Genomic DNA, 20,613 nt, shown 5'->3' on the forward strand with positions numbered 1-20,613 from the left:
AGAGACCGGCCGAGAAACGTTTCAGGGGCTTCATGACCGTCACCATCGACGACATCCGCGCGGCGCAGTCCCGCATCGCCGGCCAGGTCGACCGCACGCCCGTCCGCTATTCCCGCCGCCTGTCGCAGCTGACCGGCGCCGAGATCTGGATCAAGTACGACAACCTGCACTTCACCGGCAGCTTCAAGGAGCGCGGCGCTCTGAACCGGCTGCTGCAGCTGACGCCGGAGGAACGCAAGCGCGGCGTCGTCGCCGCCTCGGCCGGCAACCACGCCCAGGCCCTGGCCTATCACGGCGGCCGCCTCGGCGTGCCCGTGACCATCGTCATGCCCGAGGGCACGCCCTTCGTGAAGGTGGACGGCACCCGCGCCCACGGCGCCAATGTCGTCATCCACGGCCTCGACTTCTCGGCCTCGACCGAAGAGGCCAAGCGGCTTCAGGTCGAGCACGGCTACGTCTTCGTCTCGGCCTTTGACGACGAGGGCATCGTCGCGGGCCAGGGCGTCTGCGGCCTGGAGTTCATCGAGGACGCGCCGGATCTCGACGCCCTCATCATCCCCATCGGCGGCGGAGGCCTGATCGCGGGCAGCGCCATCGCCGCCAAGGCGATCAAGCCCGACATCAAGATCTTCGGCGTCGAGGCCGCCCGCTATCCCTCCTTCACCGCGCGTCGTCGCGGCGAGCCGGCCAAGTGCAGCGGGCAAACGATCGCCGAGGGCATCGCCATCAAGGCCGTGGGCGAAATCCCCTTCGCCCTGGCCGACAGCCTGATAGACGAGGTCTTCGTCTGCGAGGAAGCCGATTTCGAAAAGGGCGTGGCCCTGCTGGCGACGCTGGAGAAGACGGTGGCCGAGGGCGCCGGGGCCGGCGGTCTGGCCGCCATCCTGGCCAATCCGGAACGGTTCAAGGGCATGAAGGTCGGCATCGAACTGACCGGCGGCAACATCGACGCCCGGATGCTGGCCGTGGTGCTGAATCGCGAAATGGTCCGCGAGAAGCGGCTGATCGTCTATCGCATCCTGGGCGACGACCGCCCGGGCATGCTGTCGGCCATGGCCGCCGTGATCGGCGGACTGGGCGGCAACATCATCGACGTCGTGCACAACCGGCTGGCGCTGGACGTGCCGGCCAAGGGCGCGGAGTTCGACATCATGGTCGAGACCCGCGACGCCAGACATGCCGAGGAAATCGGCGAAGCATTGAAAGAACGTGGCTATGAACTTCGCATGGGCTAGGCCCGCACTGATCGCGGTCTCCGCCGCCGCCCTGCTGGCCACGGCCGCCTGCAACCGCCAGCCCGCCGCATCCAGCGCCGATCTGGCCAAGAACGCCGAGGCCGCCGCCGCCTTCATGAAGACCAACGCCTCGGCGGAGGGGGTCAAGACCCTGCCGTCGGGCCTGCAGTACAAGGTGGTCGCCAGCGGCCCCGCGACCGGCGTCCGCCCGGATCGCAATGATCTGGCGCGCGTCGACTATGAGGGCAGTCTGACCGACGGCACGGTCTTCGACAGCTCGTTCAAGCGCGGCTCGCCCGCCATCTTCTCGCCCGAGCAGGTCGTGCCGGGCTGGACCGAGGCGCTGCAACTGATGAAGCCCGGCGACGAATGGCTGCTCTACGTCCCGCCCGCGCTGGGCTACGGCGAGGCGGGCGGTCCGCCGATGATCCCGGGCAACGCGGTCCTGGTGTTCCGGCTGAAGCTGCTGGACGTGGCGCCGGTTCCCGGCGGCGGCAGGGGCGTAGGCTCGGCTGACGTCTAGATTGGCGAAGTGACAGACGGTCGGGACCATTCGGATCTGACCGTCTCGTCCTGCTCATCCGCCAGCCGCGCCTCGCGCAGCAAGGCGAACCGCTCCGGCGACAGTCGCGACAGGGCCCAGGCCGCCGCCCCGCGCACCACGGACGCCGGGTCGTCCAGCAGGGCCTCGACCGGCGCGATCAGGGCCGGGTCGTCGGCGTTCCCCGCCGCATAGAGGACGTTGCGGATGAACCGGTCCCGCCCGATGCGCTTGACCGGGCTCTTGGTGAACAGGGCGCGGAAGGCCGGGTCGTCCAGCGCCAGCAGGTCGGCCAGCCTCGGCCCCTTCAGGCTGTCGCGGGCGTGCAGACGGGCCTCGGACGCCCCTTGCGCGAACTTGTTCCACGGACAGGCGCCCAGGCAGTCGTCGCAGCCGTAGATGCGCGGCCCCGCAGCAATCCGGAACTCGACCGGCCAGGGCTCGGCAAACTCGATGGTGAGGTAGGACAGGCAGCGCCGCGCATCGATCTGGAACGGCGCGGGAAAGGCCTTGGTCGGGCAGGCGTCCAGACAGGCGGTGCAACGGCCGCAATGCTCGGTCTCGGCCTCGTCCGGCTCGATCTCGGCGGCGGTCAGGATGACGCCGAGGAAGAGCCAGTTGCCGTGGGTCCGGCTCAACAGATTGGTGTGCTTGCCCTGCCAGCCCAGTCCGGCGCGCTGGGCCAGCGGCTTCTCCATCAGGGGGGCGGTGTCGACGAAGACCTTGACCTCCTGACCCAACCGCGCGCCGATCTGACCCGCCAGGATCTTCAGCCGCCCCTTGATGACCTCGTGATAGTCGTCGCCGCGCGCATAGACCGAGATATAGCCCGCCGACCTGTCTTCAAGCTCGGGCAGGGGATCGGCCTCGGGGCCGTAGTTCATGCCCAGGACGATGGCGGTCTTCGCTCCGTCCCACATGGCGGTGGGGTGGGCGCGGCGCTCCAGCGTCGTCTCCATCCAGCCCATGTCGCCGTGCCGCCCGGCCTCGACGAAGTGGGCCAGCTTCTCGCCCGCGCTCCACGGTTCGCTGGCCGAGGCGAAGCGGCACACGCCGAAGCCCAGTTCGGCGGCGCGCTGTCGGATGAAGATGCGGGGATCGGCCGCCATGAGGGCGCTTTAGCCCTCGTTAGCCTCAGAAGTCGAGGTCGGCGTACCAGGTGGCCGGATGGACGCCGGGGAAACGGTCGGTCAGCAGGGGCCGGAAACAGGGCCGCGACTTGAGCTTGGAATACCAGGTCTTCAGCGCCGGATAGGACGCCCAGGTGATCTCGCCGAAATAGTCCAGCACCGACAGATGGCCCGCCGCGATCAGGTCGGCCTGGCTGAGCCGACGCCCGGCCAGCCATTCACGACCGGCGGCCAGGGCCTCGAACATGGCCAGATGGGTGCGCAGGGCGTCGCGGCCCTCGCGCAGCATCCGCGCCTCGGGCGGGCCGAGCCGCAGCAGGGGCTTTTCCATCCGCTCATGCAGCAGGACGGCGTCGACCTCGTCGATGAAACGGCGGTTGAACCAGGCGGCCAGACGCCGCGCCTCGGCGCGTTCGGCTATATCGGCGGGCATCAGGACGTCGCCCTTGGAGCGATCTTCGATCCAGCCGAGGATGGCGTCGATCTCGCACAGGGTCAGGGTCTTGCCCTTCTCAACCACGGTCAGGACCGGCGGCATCCCGGAGGGGTTGAGATCGAAGACGGGGCAGTCCTCTTCCCACGGCTTGACCAGTTCCTCGCCGAAATCGATGCGCGCCTCGCCCAGCGCCAGTCGCGCCGTGCGCGAGCCGGGGTGGAAGGCGAAATGATAGAGGACGGCGGGCGAGGACATTGCCCGATCCATGCGCCCACGCTCGTTAAGGGGGCGTTTACCGCGACGCTCGGTCGCAGCTTATGACCAGGGGCCGGACCGGATCGCCAGCGGCTCATCGACGCTTTCCGCGACCGGCGCCGCGGCGGGCGCGTCGCGGCGACCGTGGCTCTCGCCCCGCGCGCGCGGGTCGGCGTGGATCAGCAGGTCGGCGTGGGGGAAGGCGGCCAGCACGCGCTGCTCGGCCTCGACCACGATGGCATGGGCCGCCTCCAGCGTCAGGCTCGGCTCCAGATCGACGTGCATCTGGATCATCAGCACCTGCCCGGCCATGCGGGTGCGCAGCTGGTGCACGCCGGAAATGCGCGGGTCGGCCAGGACGGCGGCGACCACGGCGGCGCGATCGGCGTCCGGGGCGGCGTGGTCCAGCAGGTGATCGGCGGCGTCGCGCAGGATGGAGGTCGCCCCCCAGAACAGCCAGACCGCCACGACCAGACCGGCCGCCGCGTCCAGCCCGGGAGCGTTGAGGAAGGCGCCGGAGATCACGCCGATCAGCACCACGACATTGGCGGCCAGGTCGGCGGCGTAGTGGGCGCGGTCGCCCGCCACGGCCAGGGACGCCGTCTTCTTCATCGCCTGGGTCTGCATCCACACCAGCCACAGGGTGACGGCGATGGAGACCACGACCACGCCGACGGCCCAGCCGCCTGCGGTGACCGGACGCGGATCAAAGATGCGCTGCACCGCCTCCCAGCCGATGAAGACGGCGGAGGCGAAGACCAGGCCCGCCTGCACCAGCGCCGCCAGGGCCTCGGCCTTGCCATGCCCGTAGCGATGCTCCTCGTCCGGCGGGGCGGCGGCCCAGCGCACGGCGAAGAAGGTCGCCAGCGAGGCGATCAGGTCCAGCGACGAATCCGCCAGCGTCGCCAGGATCGACACCGAACCCGAGGCGCCCAGCGCGAATGCCTTCATCACGATCAGGACGACGGCCGTCCCCACCGACAGGGTGGTGATGCGGCGGGTCGCCGCGTGGGCGTCGTCGAGGGAGGAGGCGGGAGCGGTCATCCCACTCCTTGTCGCGCAAAACCGTTCATCCGCCAATGGCGGCGTCTTGTCCGGGACGCTAAGGAAGACCGTGCCCGGCGCTGGCGGCCGGTTGAAGCGGAGTTTCCATGGCGGACTGGCTGACGGCGATCCTTCTGGGTCTGGTCGAGGGATTGACCGAATTCATTCCGGTGTCGTCCACCGGCCACCTGCTGCTGCTGGGGCATTTCCTCGGCTTCGAAAGCACCGGCAAGACGTTCGAGATCGTCATTCAGCTGGGCGCCCTGCTGGCCATCATCAGCGTCTATTTCAAGCGCCTGTGGCAGCTTGCGACGCGCTGGCCCTTTGATCCGGCGGCGCGGCGCTTTCTGATCGGCCTGCTGGCCGCCTTCGCGCCCGCCGTGGTGATCGGCTTCTTCGCCTACGGCTTCATCAAGACGGTGCTGTTCGAGACGCCGCTGGTGGTCTGCGTCGCCCTGATCGTCGGCGGACTGCTGCTGCTGTGGCTGGACCGGATGAAGAAGATCCCGACCTATCTGGACGCCGACCGCTATCCCTACCGCGTCTATTTCCTGATCGGCCTGTTCCAGTGCCTGGCCATGATCCCCGGCGTGTCGCGCTCGGGCGCCACCATAGCCGGCGGCCTGCTGCTGGGCACGGACAAGCGCTCGGCGGCCGAGTTCAGCTTCTTCCTGGCCCTGCCGACCATGGGGGCGGCGGTGGCCTATGACCTGTTCAAGAACCGCGACGTGCTGGACTTCACCGATCTGGGCCTGATCGCGGTCGGCTTCATCGCCGCCTTCCTGACGGCGCTGGCGGTGGTGCGCTTCCTGCTCGACTTCGTCTCCAAGCACGGCTTCGGCCCCTTCGCCTGGTGGCGGATCGTCGTCGGCGTGACGGGCATCATCGGCCTGGCGGTTACGGGCGCGCTGTAAACTTCTTTTCCGCCCCATTCATGGGGAGGAGAGGTCGGTCATCAGCCAAAGAAAAACCCCTCGGGACCGCGTCCCGAGGGGTTTATTCGTAAGCCTTGCCGATCAGGCGGCGGCCGGGTTCTCGGCGTACTGGCCGCCGACGCGGTAGCGGAACAGATAGCCCGGTGCGATGGCTTCCAGCCCGGTAGGGTCGACGCCCAGCTCGGCCAGCCCCTCGGCGCCGGCCGAGACGACGTTGTCGGTCTCCAGCAGCAGCACCTGATCCTTGGTGAGTTCCGGCTTCAGGCCGATCGCCGCCGGGATCTGCGCCAGGGAACCGATCAGGCGGGCGATGGGGAAGGGCAGGGGAATGAGGAAGCGGTTGCGGTTGGTCTCGCGCAGGATGAACTTCAGGATGTCCTTGAAGGTCCAGACCGCCGGGCCGCCCAGTTCAAACGTCCTGCCCTCGGCTTCGGGCGAGACGGTGGCGCGGGCGATGGCCTCGGCCACGTCGCCGACATAGACGGGCTGGAACTTGGTCACGCCGCCGCCGATCAGCGGCAGGGCCGGCGAGACGACGGCCATGGCGGCGAACTTGTTCAGGAAGGCGTCGCCCGCGCCGAAGACGATCGACGGACGGATCACCACGGCGCCGGGGAAGGCGGCGCGCACGGCGGCCTCGGCGCGGCCCTTGGTGCGGGCGTATTCGGCCTTGCCGTTCACGTCGGCGCCCAGGGCCGACATATGGGTCAGGCGCTTGACGCCCGCGGCCTTGGCGGCCTCGGCGACGTTGACGGCGCCCGCGACGTGCAGGGCCTCGAACTTGCGGCCGCCGGTCTCGAACAGGATGCCGACCAGATTGATCACGGCGTCGGCGCCCTTGATCGCCTCGGCCACGGCGGCCTTGTCGGTGATGTCGCAACGGACCGTCTGGACCTGGCCGACGTCGCCGGCCATGCGCAGTTCATAGGCCAGGGCGGGCTTGCGCACCGCGACGCGCACGCGCCAGCCGCGCTTGGCCAGGGCTCGCACCACCTGGGTTCCGATAAAGCCCGAGCCGCCGAAAACGGTGACCAGTCCGGGGGCGAAATCAGCCATCTGTACGCTCCAACGCCAAACCCCGACCGCAACGGGCGGCCGGAGAAGAATTCCACGGCCGGGGCTTAACCGATGCGCCGTCCCGCCGCAACGCACAGAGGGGCGAGCAGGCGGGCATTAGTCGGCCCGATAGACCACCTGTCCGTCGACCACGGTCAGGACGGCGTGGCCCTTGGGGATGTCGGCGGCGGGGACGGTCATCAGGTCGATGTTGAAGGCGGTGAAGTCGGCGCGCTTGCCGACCTCGATGGTGCCCAGCTCGTCCTCGCGGAAGGAGGCGTAGGCGGGCCACAGGGTGAACATCTTCAGCGCCGTCGCCCGGTCCACGGCCTCGTTCGGGCGCCAGTCGGGACCCTGGAAGCCGTTCAGGTCACGCCGCGCCACGGCGGCGTAGAACTCGATCAGGGGATCGCCGCGCTCGACCGGCGCATCGGATCCGCCGACCACGATCACGCCCCGGTCTGTCAGGGTGTGCCAGGCGTAGGCCCCGTCCAGCCGGGCGTCGCCCAGACGGTCGGCGGCGAAATGCAGGTCGCCGATGGCGTGGCTGGGCTGCATCGAGGCGATGATCGGCAGCTCGTCGAAGTAGTGATAGTCGCTGGGCCGGATGATCTGGGCGTGCTCGATGCGCCAGCGCGGATCGGCCAGCTTCCATTCCGATTTCGGCACGGATCGCAGGGCTTCTTCGTACCAAGCCGCGACCTCGTGATTGCCCTTGTCGCCGATGGCGTGAGTGGCCAGCTGGATGCCCGTGCGCAGGGCCTCCTGATACAGGGGCATGACCTCCTCGCGCGAGGTGCGCATCAGGCCGTGCGTGTCCGGGCGGTCGGAATAGGGCTCGAACAGCATGGCCCCGCGCGAGCCCAGGGCCCCGTCGGCGTAGAATTTGATCGCCCGGGTGATGATCCGCCCGTCGGCGGCGGCGCGCGGGCCGCCCGCCATCAGGGCGCGGGCGTCGCCCATGTCGATGCTGTTGTAGACCCGGACCGGCGCCTCGCCCTCGCGCGCCATCTGCTCCAGCAGGGGCACGTCCTTCCACGGCGCGCTCATGAAGTGGATGCCGGTCCAGCCGTAGCGGGCGTAGACGCCGAAGCCCGCGCGATAGGCCGCGCGCGTCGCCGCCGCGTCCGCCTGGGGCGCCAGACCCGCGATCAGATCGCCCGAGGCGTCGACCAGCAGGCCGGTCGGCTGTCCGTCCGCGCCCTTGAGGATGTCGCCGCCCGAGGGCGACGGGGTGCTCGCGTCGATCCCGGCAGCGGTCATGGCGGCGCTCGACACGGCCACCGCATGGCCGTCGGCGCGGGTCAGCAGCACGATCCGGCCCGGCGCGGCGGCGTCCAGGTCGGCGGCGGTGAGGAAGCGTTTCTCGGGCCAGTGGGTCTCGATCCAGCCGCGCCCGACGATGACCCCCTCGGGGTGGGCCTTGGCCCAGTCGCTGAGCCGCGCCATGGCCTCGACGACCGAGGTCGAGCCTTCCAGGTTCAGCGTCATCTCGCGCCAGCCGATGCCGTCCAGATGGGCGTGACCGTCGGTGAAGCCGGGGAAGAGCGTCGCCCCCTTCAGGTCGATCACCTGCATGTCGGCGGGGCCCGCCACCGCCGTTTCGGCGCCCACCGACATGATCCGTCCGTCGCGGACGATCACCTGCTCGGCGGTCGGCTGGGCCTCATTGCCGGTGTGGATGGTCCCGCCCCGGATCAGCAGGTTCTGGGCGAAGGCGGCGGGGGCTGCGGCCCCCATCAGGGCGACGGCCAGCGGCAGGGCCATCAGGGCGTAACGGATCATGGGGCATCCTCCAACTGCAGCGCAGGGAGCGTGTCGCAAGGCCCGGCGTCAAGTCCGGGGCGGAGGCGCATTGCATGGTGCGACGAAAAAACAGCGCAATTGGTGCAATGGCGAGGGGCTGGGGAGGGCCGCGCTGGCGAGGCGCCGCAGCGGCTGGCCGGACGACCTGGGCGGTCACGCGGCGGTTGCCGATGTCAATGGCCCGAAGCCATCATCGCACGCTTGGCGACGGCGCCCGCGATAGGGCGTCGCGCGGACGCAAACCCCGGAAATCACCGGGCTTGGGGCGCCGGATTGTGACGGCGGAGCGGTCCGGATAGGCGTTCTTTGCCAGGCGTCGCCGAAGTTTTGGTGATTTCACCTGACGCGGTTGACTTCGGCATGGGGCTGCACGAATAGCAAAGCTTTCACGTAGCGATGATATTGGGGAAACCATATTGAAGACGATTGCCGCCGCCCTTGCGCTCGCCACAGCCCTCTTCGCAGGCCAGGCCGCCGCTCAGAACATTGACACCACGGCTGCGGCCAGTGGGTCTTTCGGGATCTTTGGCGTGCCCAACACGGCGACCTACGGCCAGACCATCACCATCCCGGCTGGCTCGACCCAATTGACCAGCTTCGGCTTCGAGATGCAGAGCGTCCCGTCAACGGTCGTCTTCCGGGGCGAGGTCTATCTGTGGGACGACGCCAACAATCGCGCCACCGGACCGGCGCTGTATGAAAGCGCGCCCAGGTCGACGACTGGTGCGACTCCCCAACTGATCACCTTCAGTCCGCCCGGGGGAGTGACAGTGACCCCGGGCCAGAAATACGTGATCTTCGCGACGACGTCGCGGGATCAAGCCGGCGCATCCGGCCAAGGCAATTGGAAATCGTCGTCCAGCAACCCGTATGCAGGCGGCGATTTGGTTTTCATCAATAACGGCACCAATACTGCTGCTTGGGCGTCCACGAACTGGCCCGTCATAACAGGCCAAGATTTTGGTTTCGTCGCCAACTTTAATGCCGCCCCTGCCCCGGTGCCGACGCTGTCGGAATGGGCGATGATCCTGTTCGGCCTGGTCCTGGCGGGCGGGGCCGCGGCGATGGTTCAGCGCAGGCGTCTGGCCGCCTGATCACCTGATCAGCTCTAGTGCAGAACGGCCCTGACCTGTGAAAGGCGGGGCCGTTTTCATTTCCGCATGAAGGTCTGCTGCGGCCTGCGGGCCTGTCGTGCCGCAAGGCTTGGCGTCAAGCCGCTTTCGTCCGATGCTGGCCGGATGAAGCTGTTCACCATCGGCTATGAAGGCTCGACCCAGGCTCAGGTCATCGACCGGCTGAAGACCGCCGGGGTCGAGGTCGTGGCCGACGTGCGCGCCGTGGCCTCATCGCGCATCGCGGGCTTTTCCAAGACGCTGCTGGGCGAGAGCCTGAAGGCGGAGGGCGTCGATTATCTGCAGCTTCGCGCGCTGGGCACGCCCAAGGCCGGGCGCGACGCGGCGCGGAAGGGCGATGTGGCGACCATGCACGCCGTCTTCAACGCCCATATGCAGGAGCCGGACGCCGAGGCCGCCTTCCAGCAACTTCGCCATGTCGCAGGCGAAAAGCGCGTCGCCCTGCTGTGCTTCGAGGCCGACGCCTGTGGCTGCCACCGCGCCGTCCTCGCTGACCGGCTGGCCCGCGAGGACGGCGTCGAGGTGGTGAACCTCTAGGCCTTACGGACGTCCCACCAACTGATCCACCGAACCCGAGGTGACCGGGTGATAGAGCGGCCGGGCCTTGGCGTAGATGCGCGTGGCGTTCGATCGGCCCCAGTCGCCTTCGTTCCAAAGGGTCTGGAACAGGGGCAGGACGAATTTGCGACGGCCCTGGCTGGTCAGGAAGCGGTCGGCGGTGGCCACGGCCGGCTCATAGCGATGCTTCAGCGCGATCTGCAGCCAGGCGAAGGTCAGCTCGGCGTTGCCCTCGTCAGCCAGGTTCAGCGTCTTCTCCAGATCGGCCAGTTGCGCCGTCGTCAACCAGCGGCCCGAACCATCGACGACCGGCGGACGCCAGGCCAGGAAGCGCTGGCGCTGCTGGGTGTTCCATTCGGCCCACGGAATGTCCGAGGCCTTGCCGCCGTTCGCCGCGAAGGCCCAGACTGCGCGATCAACGGCCACGAAGGCGTCCGACACCGGCGGGACCCAGTTCGACGGCATGCCCGGCTGGTAGATCCAGTTCTCCAGCTGCAACTGGGCCTCCAGGCCTGCGTCGCCCTTGATCAGGTGCTCGCGGATGTCGGCCAGGAAGCCGACGTCGGTCATGGGCTGGAAGGCGTGGCGGTCGAAATAGCCGCGCAGCCAGGCGTCGAAGGTCTCACGCCCGACGATGCGCTCGATGGTGCGCAGCATGGCCGCGCCCTTCTCATAGGGGACGCCCGACAGGCCGTCGTCCGGGTCGCGCCCGGTCAGGTCGATGTGCAGCTTGGTGTCGTCCGGCGCGGTGGTCGCTAGTTCGGCCGACAGCTCGCCCCAGCCCAGAACCTGCTCCTGCAGCGCGCGGTCGCGGCCGTAGAGGGCCTCCATGATCCGGTTCTCGAAATAGACCGTGGTGCCTTCGTTCAGCCAGATGTCCGACCAGGTGGCGTTGGTCACCAGATTGCCCGACCAGGAGTGGGCCAGTTCGTGCGCCACCAGCGAGACCAGAGACTGGTCCCCGGCGATGATGGTCGGGGTGGCGAAGGTCAGGCGCGGGTTCTCCATCCCGCCGAAGGGGAAGCTGGGCGGCAGGACCAGCAGGTCGAAGCGGCCCCAGCGATAGGAACCGAACAGGGCTTCGGCCGCATCGACCATCCGCGGGGTCGACGGCAGTTCGGCGCGCGCGGCTTCCAGCCGGCTCGGCTCGGTCCAGACGCCGGTGCGTTCGTCGAAGGCGGCGAAGGCGATGTCGCCGATGGCCACGGCGATCAGATAGGGCGGGATCGGCCGGTCCATGTCGAAGCGCCAGGCCTTCTGGCCAGCGGCGGCGGCCTCGCCGGTCGGCGTCAGGTGCGCGGCGGACATGACCACGGTCAGGTCGGCGGGGGCATTGATGCGGGCGGAATAGGTCTGGCGGATGCCGGGGCTGTCCTGGGTCGGAACCCAGGTGCGGGTCAGGATGGCCTGGCCCTGGCTGAACAGATAGGGCTTCTGGCCGCCGGCCGTCTGCTGCGGGCTGAGCCACTGCAGGGCCGCGGCGTCGGGGCGGGTGGAATAGTCGACGACGACCTTCTGGACTTCGGTCCCGGTGAAGGCGGGCAGGTGGACGGTCAGGGCCTGACCCTTGATGGCGTCCACGGCGCCCAGTTCAAAGCGCAGCGCGCGGCCCTGCGCGTCGCGCACGCCGCGGATGTTCAGGTTCTTGGTGTCCAGCACCACCTCGGTCGCGCCGACGCGGCCGGTGACGTCCAGCGTCGCCGAGCCCGACAGGGTCTTGGCCGCGAAGTCGGCGGTCAGGTCCAGAGCCACGTGGCCGACCCGCGCCTCGGCCGGACGGGCGTTGGAGTGGATGTCGTCAGCGTAGGTGAACGCCGGAACGGGGGCCGCGGCGACGGGCGTCGTCATCGGTTCGCCTCCGGGGGCCGTGGCGCACGCGCCCAGGGACGTGGCGAGGGCGGCGGCGAGGGCGAGGGCGGAAACCCGCCCAACCAGCTTCAGGGTCATCGAACGCTCCGTATTCAGATGCGTGCGAAATGGCCCCCTCGGCCGCGAAAGATCAAGCCTTGGCTTAGCTTGCCGCGACCGGCGGCAGGTGCTGCGCCTTGAACAGCCGCCCCTTCTCGGCGGCCAGCACCAGCAGCAGCGCGAGGACGCCCAGAGCGGCGAAGCCCACCGTCATCGGCACGGTCGAGCCGTCGAAATGCTGGCCGATCCAGAAGCCCAGCAGGGCCCCGCCTATGGTCGAGATGAAGCCCTGGGCCGACGAGGCCGTGCCGGCGATATGGCCCATCGGCTCCATGGCCATGGCCCCGAAATTGCCGGCGATGAAGCCGAAGCAGAACATCTTGCAGGCCTGCAGCGCTGCAAAGACCCACAGGCTGTCGTGCCCCGCATAGGCGATGGCGGCGTGCAGCAGACTGAAGCCGATGAAGCCGAACAGGGCCGTATGGGCGATCAGGCGCGAGCCCAGCTTCTCGACCAGCCGCGCGTTCAGCACCGAGGCCAGGGCGATGCCGCCGGCCACCAGGGCGAAGACGGTGGTGAACAGGCCGGGCGACTTGAACACGTCGAAGAAGATCTGCTGCGACGAGTTGATGAAGGCGAACAGGGCGCCGCTGATCGCCGTCATGGCCAGGGTGTAGCCCATGCCGATGCGGCTGCTCAGCGCCTGACCGAAGGCGCCCGCGATCCGCTTCACATTGATCGGCATCCGGTCGTCGGCGTGCAGGGTCTCGGGCAGGCGCAGGGCCGCCCACAGCAGGAAGGCGCCGCCGAACAGGGCGAAGAAGCCGAAGATCCAGCGCCAGGGCGCCACCAGCATGATCAACTGGCCCACGGTCGGGGCCAGGATCGGCACGCCGAGGAAGACGAGGAAGCTCAGCGACATGACCCGCGCCATGGTCCGCCCGGCGTAGCGGTCGCGCACGATCGACACGGCCAGCACCCGCGTCGCCGCCGAGCCCAGACCCATGCCGATGCGCGACAGGATCAGCCATTCGAACGAATGGGCGAAGGCGGCCAGAATGCTGAAGCCGACATAGAGGCCGATGCCGATGAACAGGATGGGGCGGCGCCCGAACCGGTCCGCCAGCGGCCCATAGAAGAGCTGCGCCCCGCCAAAGCCCAGCAGATAGGCGGTGATGACCCACTGGCGGGTGTTCTCGTTGGCGACGCCCAGATCCTCGCCGATGTGCGGCAGGGCCGGCAGCATGGCGTCGATGGCCAGGGCGTTCAGCGCCATCATGATGGCGACCAGGCAGACGAATTCGGCGAACCCCGGCCCCTTGGGCGTCGCGGCTGTTGTGGTCGGGGCGCTGGTCATCGGGACCAGATGCGGGCTGCGACAGGCTGACGCAACCCCGAAAGCTTATCTATTTTGCGCTGCAACATAACGTCACCGTGAGGTGTCGCGGCCTCCGCTGACGTCGATCCGCGCCGTCACCGACATGCCGGGGGCCAGCCGGGCGGCGGCCTCCTGACTGGGGTCGATGGCGATGCGGACCGGCACGCGCTGGGCCACCTTGGTGAAGTTGCCGGTGGCGTTGTCGGGGCGGATGACGCTGAACTCGGAGCCCGTGGCGGGCGAGATGCGCTCGACCCTGCCCTTCAGCTTGGCGCCGCCCAGGGCGTCGACCGCGATCTCGACCGGCTGGCCGACGCGGATGTCGCGCATCTGGGTCTCCTTCATATTGGCCGTGACCCAGATCGTGTCGGGGACCAGGGCCATAAGCTGTGTGCCCACCGCGACCTGCTGGCCTTGCCGCACTGAGACCTCGCCGAGCCGGCCGGCGCGCGGGGCGGTGATGCGGGTGTTGTCCAGATCGATCTGGGCCAGACGCACCTGGGCGCGGGCGTTTTCCACGGCGGCTTCCAGCGAGCCGCGCCCGACCACGGCCGAGGTGACGCCGGTCTGGGCCACGCCCTCGGCGGCGCGGGCGGCGGCCAACTGGGCCTCGGCGGCGCGCAGGGCGTTCTGGGCCGTGTCGACCTGGGCCTGGGCCACCCAGCCGCCGGCGAACAGGGTGCGCACGCGCCGGGCGTCGGCGCGGGCCTTGGTCACGGCGGACTCGGCCCCGGCGATGGAGGCGCGGGTCTGGGCGACCGAGCCGCGCGCCGAGGCCTGGCTCTGGGTCGAGTTGGCCAGGGCCGCCTCGGCCGAATGCAGGGCCGCCTTCGCCTGCTCCAGCCGCTGGCGATAGATGCGGTCGTCGATGGTCGCCAGAAGTTGGCCCTGCTGCACAGTCTGGAAGTCCTGCACCTCGACCGAGGCTGCATAGCCGCTGACCTGTGGGCTGATGATCGTCACCTGACCGCGCACATAGGCGTTGTCGGTCGTCTGCGGTCCGCCGTCGAACGGGGGCAGGCGCCAGGCGTGCAGGATCAGCCCGACCCCGACCAGGGCGATCAGGCCGAGGATCACGCTCCACATCGCGCGGCGGCCCATCGACGGCTGGGGCGCGGGCGGCGGGGCGGCCGGAGCGGCGGGGGCTGGAGCGGGGGCGGGGGTAGCGTCGGTCATGGTCGGGTCCGGGTCATTCGACAGCGGCGGCTGCGGCGGCGGCTTCGGCCGCCTGGCGGTGGGCGGCGCGGCGCGCCTCGATACGGGGGCGATAGTGGTTCACGGCGACCCAGACGGCGCCGACGGCGGCGGCCCCCGAGATCAGCAGGAAGACGTCGTTGTAGGCCAGCACCTGGGCCTGCTGGCTGACTTGCTGCTGCAGCAGTTTCAGCCCCTGGGCCTGTCTCTGGGCCGCATCGCCGATGACGTGGGCATAGGCGCCCGACAGTTGTTGCAGCCGCAGGACGACGTCGGGATCGCCCAGGTTGATGCTCTCACTCAACTGGTTGGAATGGTATTTCTCGCGGATCGTCTGGATCGTGCCGACCAGGGCCGAGCCCATCAGGCCGCCAATGTTCTGGCCGATCGAGAAGACGACGATAAAGCTGATCAGGTTCTTGCCTCCGCCCTGCAGCACCTTGCCGAAGCCGATGATCATGGTCGGACCGATGAAGAAGGCGGCGGCGAAGGCCAGCAGGGCCTGGCTGAGATAGAGGTTCACCGGCCGGGTCAGGACCGTGGCGTCGCTGTCCATGAAGGCGCCGACCGCGATCAAAGCCAGAGCGATGGAGATGGGCTTCCACAGCTTCATCGGGTTCAGCGTCAGGGCGCTGACCGCCGTCCCCGCCGCCGTGGCGAACAGCATGACCCAGAACAGGCCGTGCATCTGGTCATTGACCAGACCCATCTGCTGCAGGAAGCCGACCGCGCCGGTCGTCTGTTCCGACAGGACGATCCGCACCAGCAGGATGGCCAGCAACAGCCGCACGATGTCGCCGCCCGCCAGCCACCTCAGGTCGATCAGCGGATTGGTCCGGTTGTATTCGATGACCACGGCGGCGGTCAGCAGGATCAGGGCGCCGATCAGGGCCCAGCCGATCCAGGCGGCTTCCGTCCACCAGACGATCCGCCCCAGCCCCAGGACGGCGGTCAGCAGGGCCACCCCCGGCGCGAACAGGGCGAAGGTGACGAAGTCCAGCTTCTCGAAGGTCTTGACCCGCTGCGACGGCGGCATCTTCAGCGCGAAGACGGCGGGCAGGGCGACCAGCACCAGTCCCAGGTCGAACATATAGACCGCCCGCCACAGATCGTGATCCAGCAACTGCCCGACCCCCAGCCGCGCTAGGGGAATGGCCAGGCTGGACAGGCCGACGCCGATGATGATGCCCTTCAGCCGGTGCTGCGCCGGGAAGGCCTGGATGATGTAGAGGATGCCCAGGGTCGACATGCCGGCGGCCGCGATCCCGGCGACGCCGCGCACCACCAGGGTCGAGCCGAAGTCCTCAAGGAACAGGTGCGCCGCCGCCGTCGCCAGAAAGACCATCAGCACGATCTCGGTGAACAGCCGCAAGCCGTACTGCATGCGGAACTTGACCAGCAGCAGGTTCATGCAGGCGTTGGTCATGACGAAGACGACCGGCAGCCAGGCCGCCTCGGTCGTGGTCACGCCCAGCGATCCGGCCAGTTGGGGAATGTTGGCCGTCACCGCCGCATTGCCCAGACTGCCGGTCAGGGCGACCAGGATGCCGACGGCGGCATAGGCCCAGCGCATGGGCGTCGAATGGTCCGGCGTGGCGGGCGATCCGGGCAGGACCGGCCGCTCGTGCGGCTTCAGCGTCGCCAGATACTCGTCCCAGGGCAGGTGCCAGTCGCGGCGGCTCATGTCTTGACGCCCCCCTGCGGCCGGACGGCGTCCAGCACCAGCTCCAGCGCCCGGCGGCTCAATTGATCCCGGTCAGCGGCCCCGACCGTGCGCGACGGCGCGCCCAGCATCAAGGCCAGGACGCGGGTGTCCTCGACGCTCAGGTCGGGCCGCACCCGGCCCGCAGCTTGCGACACCTTCAGCGCTTCGGCCCCCGCGCGCTTCAGTCCGGTGCGGATCGGGGTCAGGGCCTCGTCCCTCAGGTCGCGGATGGCGCTGGACAGACCCGCGCTCTGGATCATCAGCTCGACCATCTGACCGAGGAACCACAGGAAGACCTCGGGATCGTCCAGCCGCGCCTGGGTGCGTTCATGCAGATCGTCGATCTGTCCCACGAACACCGCCAGGGCCAGCTCGGACCGGTCGGCGAAGTTGCGATAAAGCGTCGCCCGTCCCACCCCCGCCTGCTCGGCGATGACGTGCAGGGGCGTGTCCAGCCCGTCGCGCGCAAAGGCTTCGGCGGCGGCCTTCAGCAGGGCCTCGCGTCGTTCGGCGGCGTCTTTTCTCAGGGGACGGGTCATGGAGATCGCCAAGTGGACACTTGTGTCCGCTTAATCAAGAGTGACCGAACTCATTCTTTGTTTCGCTGTGTGCCAGGCGTGCAGCATCCTCCTCCTCGCCAAGCGGAATGCGCCAGAACGGCTAAGGCTGCGTTCCGGTCGATGGCGATGTCGGAGGGTAAGGGGATGGCGCCGACAGGCGTTCATCCAGACGTGGTGCGGGTGGCCGGGCTCGAACCGGCACTCCTCTCGGAACAGGATTTTGAATCCAGCGCGTCTACCAATTCCACCACACCCGCACAGGTCTGGGAGGCCGCGCAATCTAGCGGCGGAATTCGCCGGGTCAATCGACGGATTCCGGGTTCAGGAAAAAACCCGGAGCGCCGTCCGAAGCGTCGCCCGCCCTTGCGGCGGACAACGCTCGGGGCGGCGGGATCAGGCCGGCTGGACCGTCTGTTCTATGGCGCCGAAGATGGTGTGGTGCTTGTCGTCCAGCATCTCGATGCGGACGGTGTCGCCGTGCTTGAGGAAGGGCGTCTTGGCCTCGCCGGTCAGGATGGTCTCGACGGTGCGGACCTCGGCGATGCAGGAATAGCCTAGGCCGCCGTCGGCCACCGGCTTGCCGGGACCGCCGTCGGCGCCCTTGTTCGACACCGTGCCCGAGCCGATGATCGATCCGGCGATCAGGGCGCGGGTCTTGGCCAGATGGGCGATCAGCACGCCGAAGTCGAAGGTCATGTCGACGCCCGCGTCGGCCTGACCGAAGTCCTTGCCGTTCAGCTGCACCGCCAGGGCGCCCGACAGCTTGCCGTCCTTCCAGCGGTCGCCCAGCACGTCCGGGGTGACGAAGACGGGCGACAGGGCGCTGGCCGGCTTGGACTGGACGAAGCCGAAACCCTTGGCCAGTTCGCCGGGGATGAGGTTGCGCAAGGACACGTCGTTGACCAGACCGACCAGACGGATCGAGGCCAGAGCCTCTTCGCGCGTGGCGCCCAAGGGCACGTCGCCGGTCACGACCACGATCTCGGCCTCCAGGTCGCAGCCCCAGGCTTCGTCCTTCAGCGGGATGGCGTCGCGCGGCCCCATGAAGTGGTCGGAGCCGCCCTGATACATCAGCGGGTCGGTCCAGAAGGTCGCCGGCATTTCGGCGTTGCGCGCTTTGCGCACCAGTTCGACGTGATTCACATAGGCCGAGCCGTCAGCCCACTGATAGGCGCGGGGCAGGGGGGCGGCGGCGTCGCGCTCGTGGAAGCGGCCGCGCGGCACGGCTTCGTGCTCCAGGCTCTCGGCCAGGGCTCGCAACAGGGGCTCGCAACGCGCCCAGTCATCCAGCGCCGCCTGCAGCGTCGGGGCGATCAGAAAGGCGTCCGTGAACCAGTTCAGGTCATTGGAGACGACGACGAGGCGGCCGTCACGGCCGTGCTTGAGCGAGGCGAGTTTCATAGGGCGAAGCTAGTCCGGGGCGAGGCGGTTGGGAAGCGGCGTCGGCGGCCGTGAAGCCGCTGGTCGATCAACTGTTCGGGGGCGAGATGACGGCGCGGGCCTCGGCCCCGGTGCGCAGGGCCGGGTCGCGCACCTCGACCTCGACGGCGATGGCCCCGGCGGGCTCATGCGCCCACAGGTAGCGGCGCTCGATCTCGACCGCGCGGCCTGACGGGGCCATGCCCTCATAGACGTCGCCCCAGGGGGTGATGGCCTTCATCTCGACCCACAGCAGACCGCAGGCGGCGTCCAGCTCTTCGATGGCCATTTCCGACAGCTCGTCGGCGTGCGGGGCGGGGCGATTCGGAGTCACAGCCATCGGCGGACCTTTCCTTTGTAGGCCTGGTATTCGGCGCCGAACTTGTCCGTCAGATAACGCTCCTCGCGGGCGATGACGAAGCGGTCGACGACGATCAGGCAGGGCGCCAGCAGGGCCAGCGCGACCGGGCTGTCCATCGCCACGGCGAAGCCGGCGTAGGTGATGGCGAAGCCGACATAGATGGGGTTGCGGCTGTAGCGATAGAGGCCGCCGGTCGCCAGGGCCGTCGTCGGCTTCCACGGCTCGGGCGGGGTGCCGAGACGGCGGAAGGTCCCCGCCGCGATCCCGTCCAGGCACAGGCCGCCGACCACCAGAACAAAGGCCAGGCCGCGCCGCACCTCGACCGCCAGGCCCAGCGACGGCTCGCTGACCAGCTGTCCGATGCCGAACCCGGCCAGCAGGAAGCCGAGATAGATCAGCGGCGGCGGGGCGATGACGCCCGGATGGTCGCGGTGGCTCATAGGGTCTGGATCATATCGTCTGGCCCGTCGGCGCGGTGAATTCAGAGGGCGGGGCGTCGCCGGTGTTGATGACCTCGGAGGGTTCGAAGATCATCACCTCGGCCTCCTCGTCGGCGGCGGTGCGGTGCTCAACGCCGCGCGGCACGACGATGAACTGGCCCGGCGCCAGCGTTTCGATCCGGTCGCGGAACTCGACCCGGAAGCGGCCTTTCCAGACCAGGAACATTTCCTCGGCGTCCGTGTGGCTATGCCAGGGGAAGACCCCCTGGACCTTGACCAGCCGCACGTCCTGACCGTTCAACTGGGCGGCGACGCGCGGCCGCCAGTGGTCGGAAAAGCCGCCGAACTTCTGCTCCAGATCGACGACCGCTCCGGTCATCGCGGGGCTTCTTCGTCGGCGTAGATGGCGACGCGCGACGTGCGGCCCGAACCGGCCTCGCCGCGATACATGCCCGAGGTGTTCATCGAGAAGGCGACGGCGCCGTCCTTGCCCATGACGATGACGCCGCCGTCGCCGCCGATTGAGCCGACGTCCGCGATCTCGGCGTCGGCGGCGGCCTGAACCGTCATGCCGACGGAGGTGCGCTGGCAGATGTCTCGGGCCACGGTGGCGCGGATGAAATACTCCCCCGAGCCGGTGGCCGAGACGGCGCAGCCGTCGGCGTTGGAGGCGTAGGTCCCGGCGCCGATGACCGGCACGTCGCCGACCCGACCCCAGCGCTTGGCGGTCATGCCGCCGGTCGAGGTGCCGGCGGCCAGGCGTCCCTGGCTGTCCAGGGCCACGGCGCCGACGGTGCCGAACTTGCGCTCGTCCAGCGGCGCTTCGTTGAGCGAGGCCAGCGGAACCGGCCGGGCCAGCGTCGACGGCTCAGGCGGGGCGCCGGCGGGGCGCGGCGGCAGGGGCTGACCCGACGCGCGCAGGGATTTCAGCAGGGCCTGCCAGCGGCTCTCGGTGAAGAAGAAGCTGGGATCGACCTGTTCCAGCCCGACCGAGGCGGCGAAGCTCTCGGCGCCTTCGCCGATCAGCATGACATGGGGGGACTGCTCCATCACCGCGCGGGCCGCCGCGATCGGGTGGCGGGTGCGGGTCAGGCCGGCCACGGCCCCGGCGGTCCGGTCGACGCCGCTCATCACGGCGGCGTCCAGTTCGTTCTTGCCGGCGGCGGTGAAGACCGCGCCGCGCCCGGCGTTGAACAGGGGGTTGTCCTCCATCGACTGAACCGCGGCCTGGACCGCGTCCAGCGCCGAGCCGCCGTTGGCCAGAACCGCCGAGCCGGCGTCCAGCGCCGTCTGAAGCGCGGCGCGATAGGCGGCGTCGCGTTCCGGCGACAGTTCGGCGCGCTCGATGACGCCCGCGCCGCCGTGGATGGCCAGCGACCACTTCGGGGCGTCTTGCGCGAGCGCGGGCGACGCCAGAAGGGCCAGGGCGGCGGCGGCGGTCAGGATGGATTTCATCTCAAGCTCTCCCCTAGTGTTTCTCCTCCTCACTGCGTGGGGAGGTGGATCGGCGGCGCAGCCG

General features: G+C 69.1%; 20 protein-coding genes and 1 tRNA gene. 5 read left to right on the top strand and 16 right to left on the bottom strand.

Annotation, left to right across the window (positions count from 1 at the left end):
* Positions 1-32: 32 nt before the first annotated feature.
* On the top strand, positions 33-1,235 hold the full coding sequence (locus AC3IS2_RS01035; protein WP_489198820.1) for a threonine ammonia-lyase: 1,203 nt from the start codon (positions 33-35) through the stop codon (positions 1,233-1,235).
* Positions 1,216-1,758: an FKBP-type peptidyl-prolyl cis-trans isomerase gene (locus AC3IS2_RS01040; protein WP_489198821.1), complete on the top strand. Its 543-nt coding sequence runs from the start codon at positions 1,216-1,218 to the stop codon at positions 1,756-1,758. The genes AC3IS2_RS01035 and AC3IS2_RS01040 overlap by 20 nt, the downstream gene beginning before the upstream one ends.
* Here AC3IS2_RS01040 and queG read toward each other — a convergent pair.
* From queG to AC3IS2_RS01055, 3 genes are read right to left on the bottom strand one after another with little or no spacing between them, the layout of a single operon-like run.
* The gene (gene queG / locus AC3IS2_RS01045; RefSeq protein WP_489198822.1) at positions 1,755-2,885 is read right to left on the bottom strand and encodes a tRNA epoxyqueuosine(34) reductase QueG; all 1,131 of its coding nucleotides are present in this window, start codon (positions 2,883-2,885) and stop codon (positions 1,755-1,757) included. The genes AC3IS2_RS01040 and queG overlap by 4 nt on opposite strands.
* A gap of 25 nt (positions 2,886-2,910) precedes the next feature.
* Entirely contained in the window at positions 2,911-3,597 is a 687-nt protein-coding gene (gene fzlA, locus AC3IS2_RS01050; RefSeq protein WP_489198823.1) for an FtsZ-binding protein FzlA, read from the bottom strand.
* Between the two features lie 60 nt (positions 3,598-3,657).
* Entirely contained in the window at positions 3,658-4,641 is a 984-nt protein-coding gene (locus tag AC3IS2_RS01055) for a cation diffusion facilitator family transporter (RefSeq protein WP_489198824.1), read from the bottom strand.
* A 107-nt stretch (positions 4,642-4,748) separates the two neighbouring features.
* Between AC3IS2_RS01055 and AC3IS2_RS01060 the strand changes: the two genes are divergently transcribed.
* Entirely contained in the window at positions 4,749-5,555 is an 807-nt protein-coding gene (locus tag AC3IS2_RS01060) for an undecaprenyl-diphosphate phosphatase (protein ID WP_489198825.1), read from the top strand.
* Positions 5,556-5,657: 102 nt separating this feature from the next.
* Here AC3IS2_RS01060 and AC3IS2_RS01065 read toward each other — a convergent pair whose 3' ends face one another.
* Both AC3IS2_RS01065 and AC3IS2_RS01070 read right to left on the bottom strand, forming a co-directional pair.
* Complete coding sequence (locus AC3IS2_RS01065; RefSeq protein ID WP_489198826.1) at positions 5,658-6,632, bottom strand: complex I NDUFA9 subunit family protein; 975 nt, start codon at positions 6,630-6,632, stop codon at positions 5,658-5,660.
* A 117-nt stretch (positions 6,633-6,749) separates the two neighbouring features.
* Positions 6,750-8,417 (bottom strand): amidohydrolase, encoded by a 1,668-nt coding sequence (locus tag AC3IS2_RS01070; protein ID WP_489198827.1) that lies wholly within the window; start codon positions 8,415-8,417, stop codon positions 6,750-6,752.
* A gap of 437 nt (positions 8,418-8,854) precedes the next feature.
* Here AC3IS2_RS01070 and AC3IS2_RS01075 point away from each other — a divergent pair, with 437 nt between their 5' ends.
* Together AC3IS2_RS01075 and AC3IS2_RS01080 are read left to right on the top strand one after the other, a co-directional pair.
* Positions 8,855-9,532, top strand: coding sequence for an IPTL-CTERM sorting domain-containing protein (locus AC3IS2_RS01075; RefSeq protein WP_489198828.1), 678 nt, complete (start codon positions 8,855-8,857; stop codon positions 9,530-9,532).
* A gap of 144 nt (positions 9,533-9,676) precedes the next feature.
* On the top strand, positions 9,677-10,108 hold the full coding sequence (locus tag AC3IS2_RS01080; protein ID WP_489198829.1) for a DUF488 domain-containing protein: 432 nt from the start codon (positions 9,677-9,679) through the stop codon (positions 10,106-10,108).
* A 3-nt stretch (positions 10,109-10,111) separates the two neighbouring features.
* Here AC3IS2_RS01080 and AC3IS2_RS01085 read toward each other — a convergent pair whose 3' ends face one another.
* From AC3IS2_RS01085 to AC3IS2_RS01135, 11 genes are all read right to left on the bottom strand, one after another.
* A complete protein-coding gene (locus AC3IS2_RS01085; RefSeq protein WP_489198830.1) occupies positions 10,112-12,076 on the bottom strand; it encodes a M1 family metallopeptidase in 1,965 nt (654 codons plus the stop codon).
* 64 nt (positions 12,077-12,140) lie between these two features.
* Complete coding sequence (locus AC3IS2_RS01090; protein ID WP_489198831.1) at positions 12,141-13,394, bottom strand: multidrug effflux MFS transporter; 1,254 nt, start codon at positions 13,392-13,394, stop codon at positions 12,141-12,143.
* Positions 13,395-13,466: 72 nt separating this feature from the next.
* Entirely contained in the window at positions 13,467-14,591 is a 1,125-nt protein-coding gene (locus AC3IS2_RS01095; RefSeq protein WP_489198832.1) for an HlyD family secretion protein, read from the bottom strand.
* Between the two features lie 13 nt (positions 14,592-14,604).
* On the bottom strand, positions 14,605-16,293 hold the full coding sequence (locus AC3IS2_RS01100) for an MFS transporter (RefSeq protein ID WP_489198833.1): 1,689 nt from the start codon (positions 16,291-16,293) through the stop codon (positions 14,605-14,607).
* Positions 16,290-16,853, bottom strand: coding sequence for a TetR/AcrR family transcriptional regulator (locus AC3IS2_RS01105; protein ID WP_489198834.1), 564 nt, complete (start codon positions 16,851-16,853; stop codon positions 16,290-16,292). The genes AC3IS2_RS01100 and AC3IS2_RS01105 overlap by 4 nt, the downstream gene beginning before the upstream one ends.
* A 193-nt stretch (positions 16,854-17,046) precedes the next feature.
* Positions 17,047-17,131: transfer RNA gene (locus AC3IS2_RS01110), tRNA-Leu, on the bottom strand.
* 136 nt (positions 17,132-17,267) lie between these two features.
* Positions 17,268-18,275, bottom strand: a complete 1,008-nt coding sequence (locus AC3IS2_RS01115) for a fumarylacetoacetate hydrolase family protein (protein WP_489198835.1) — start codon at positions 18,273-18,275, stop codon at positions 17,268-17,270.
* A gap of 67 nt (positions 18,276-18,342) precedes the next feature.
* Positions 18,343-18,633 (bottom strand): hypothetical protein, encoded by a 291-nt coding sequence (locus tag AC3IS2_RS01120; RefSeq protein ID WP_489198836.1) that lies wholly within the window; start codon positions 18,631-18,633, stop codon positions 18,343-18,345.
* Positions 18,624-19,094 (bottom strand): methyltransferase family protein, encoded by a 471-nt coding sequence (locus tag AC3IS2_RS01125; RefSeq protein WP_489198837.1) that lies wholly within the window; start codon positions 19,092-19,094, stop codon positions 18,624-18,626. The genes AC3IS2_RS01120 and AC3IS2_RS01125 overlap by 10 nt, the downstream gene beginning before the upstream one ends.
* A 10-nt stretch (positions 19,095-19,104) precedes the next feature.
* Positions 19,105-19,473, bottom strand: coding sequence for a cupin domain-containing protein (locus AC3IS2_RS01130; protein WP_489198838.1), 369 nt, complete (start codon positions 19,471-19,473; stop codon positions 19,105-19,107).
* Entirely contained in the window at positions 19,470-20,549 is a 1,080-nt protein-coding gene (locus AC3IS2_RS01135) for an isoaspartyl peptidase/L-asparaginase family protein (protein ID WP_489198839.1), read from the bottom strand. The genes AC3IS2_RS01130 and AC3IS2_RS01135 overlap by 4 nt, the downstream gene beginning before the upstream one ends.
* Positions 20,550-20,613 lie beyond the last annotated feature (64 nt).

The sequence above is a fragment of the Brevundimonas sp. KH_025 genome (assembly GCF_057839885.1).

Bases quoted from the DNA above. Each gene is read 5' to 3' on its own strand.
- AC3IS2_RS01035 (WP_489198820.1), top strand. From the start codon at position 33: ATGACCGTCACCATCGACGACATCCGCGCGGCGCAGTCCCGCATCGCC.
- AC3IS2_RS01040 (WP_489198821.1), top strand. From the start codon at position 1,216: ATGAACTTCGCATGGGCTAGGCCCGCACTGATCGCGGTCTCCGCCGCC.
- queG (WP_489198822.1), bottom strand. From the start codon at position 2,885: ATGGCGGCCGATCCCCGCATCTTCATCCGACAGCGCGCCGCCGAACTG.
- fzlA (WP_489198823.1), bottom strand. From the start codon at position 3,597: ATGTCCTCGCCCGCCGTCCTCTATCATTTCGCCTTCCACCCCGGCTCG.
- AC3IS2_RS01055 (WP_489198824.1), bottom strand. From the start codon at position 4,641: ATGACCGCTCCCGCCTCCTCCCTCGACGACGCCCACGCGGCGACCCGC.
- AC3IS2_RS01060 (WP_489198825.1), top strand. From the start codon at position 4,749: ATGGCGGACTGGCTGACGGCGATCCTTCTGGGTCTGGTCGAGGGATTG.
- AC3IS2_RS01065 (WP_489198826.1), bottom strand. From the start codon at position 6,632: ATGGCTGATTTCGCCCCCGGACTGGTCACCGTTTTCGGCGGCTCGGGC.
- AC3IS2_RS01070 (WP_489198827.1), bottom strand. From the start codon at position 8,417: ATGATCCGTTACGCCCTGATGGCCCTGCCGCTGGCCGTCGCCCTGATG.
- AC3IS2_RS01080 (WP_489198829.1), top strand. From the start codon at position 9,677: ATGAAGCTGTTCACCATCGGCTATGAAGGCTCGACCCAGGCTCAGGTC.
- AC3IS2_RS01085 (WP_489198830.1), bottom strand. From the start codon at position 12,076: ATGACCCTGAAGCTGGTTGGGCGGGTTTCCGCCCTCGCCCTCGCCGCC.
- AC3IS2_RS01090 (WP_489198831.1), bottom strand. From the start codon at position 13,394: ATGACCAGCGCCCCGACCACAACAGCCGCGACGCCCAAGGGGCCGGGG.
- AC3IS2_RS01095 (WP_489198832.1), bottom strand. From the start codon at position 14,591: ATGACCGACGCTACCCCCGCCCCCGCTCCAGCCCCCGCCGCTCCGGCC.
- AC3IS2_RS01100 (WP_489198833.1), bottom strand. From the start codon at position 16,293: ATGAGCCGCCGCGACTGGCACCTGCCCTGGGACGAGTATCTGGCGACG.
- AC3IS2_RS01105 (WP_489198834.1), bottom strand. From the start codon at position 16,853: ATGACCCGTCCCCTGAGAAAAGACGCCGCCGAACGACGCGAGGCCCTG.
- AC3IS2_RS01115 (WP_489198835.1), bottom strand. From the start codon at position 18,275: ATGAAACTCGCCTCGCTCAAGCACGGCCGTGACGGCCGCCTCGTCGTC.
- AC3IS2_RS01120 (WP_489198836.1), bottom strand. From the start codon at position 18,633: ATGGCTGTGACTCCGAATCGCCCCGCCCCGCACGCCGACGAGCTGTCG.
- AC3IS2_RS01125 (WP_489198837.1), bottom strand. From the start codon at position 19,094: ATGAGCCACCGCGACCATCCGGGCGTCATCGCCCCGCCGCCGCTGATC.
- AC3IS2_RS01130 (WP_489198838.1), bottom strand. From the start codon at position 19,473: ATGACCGGAGCGGTCGTCGATCTGGAGCAGAAGTTCGGCGGCTTTTCC.
- AC3IS2_RS01135 (WP_489198839.1), bottom strand. From the start codon at position 20,549: ATGAAATCCATCCTGACCGCCGCCGCCGCCCTGGCCCTTCTGGCGTCG.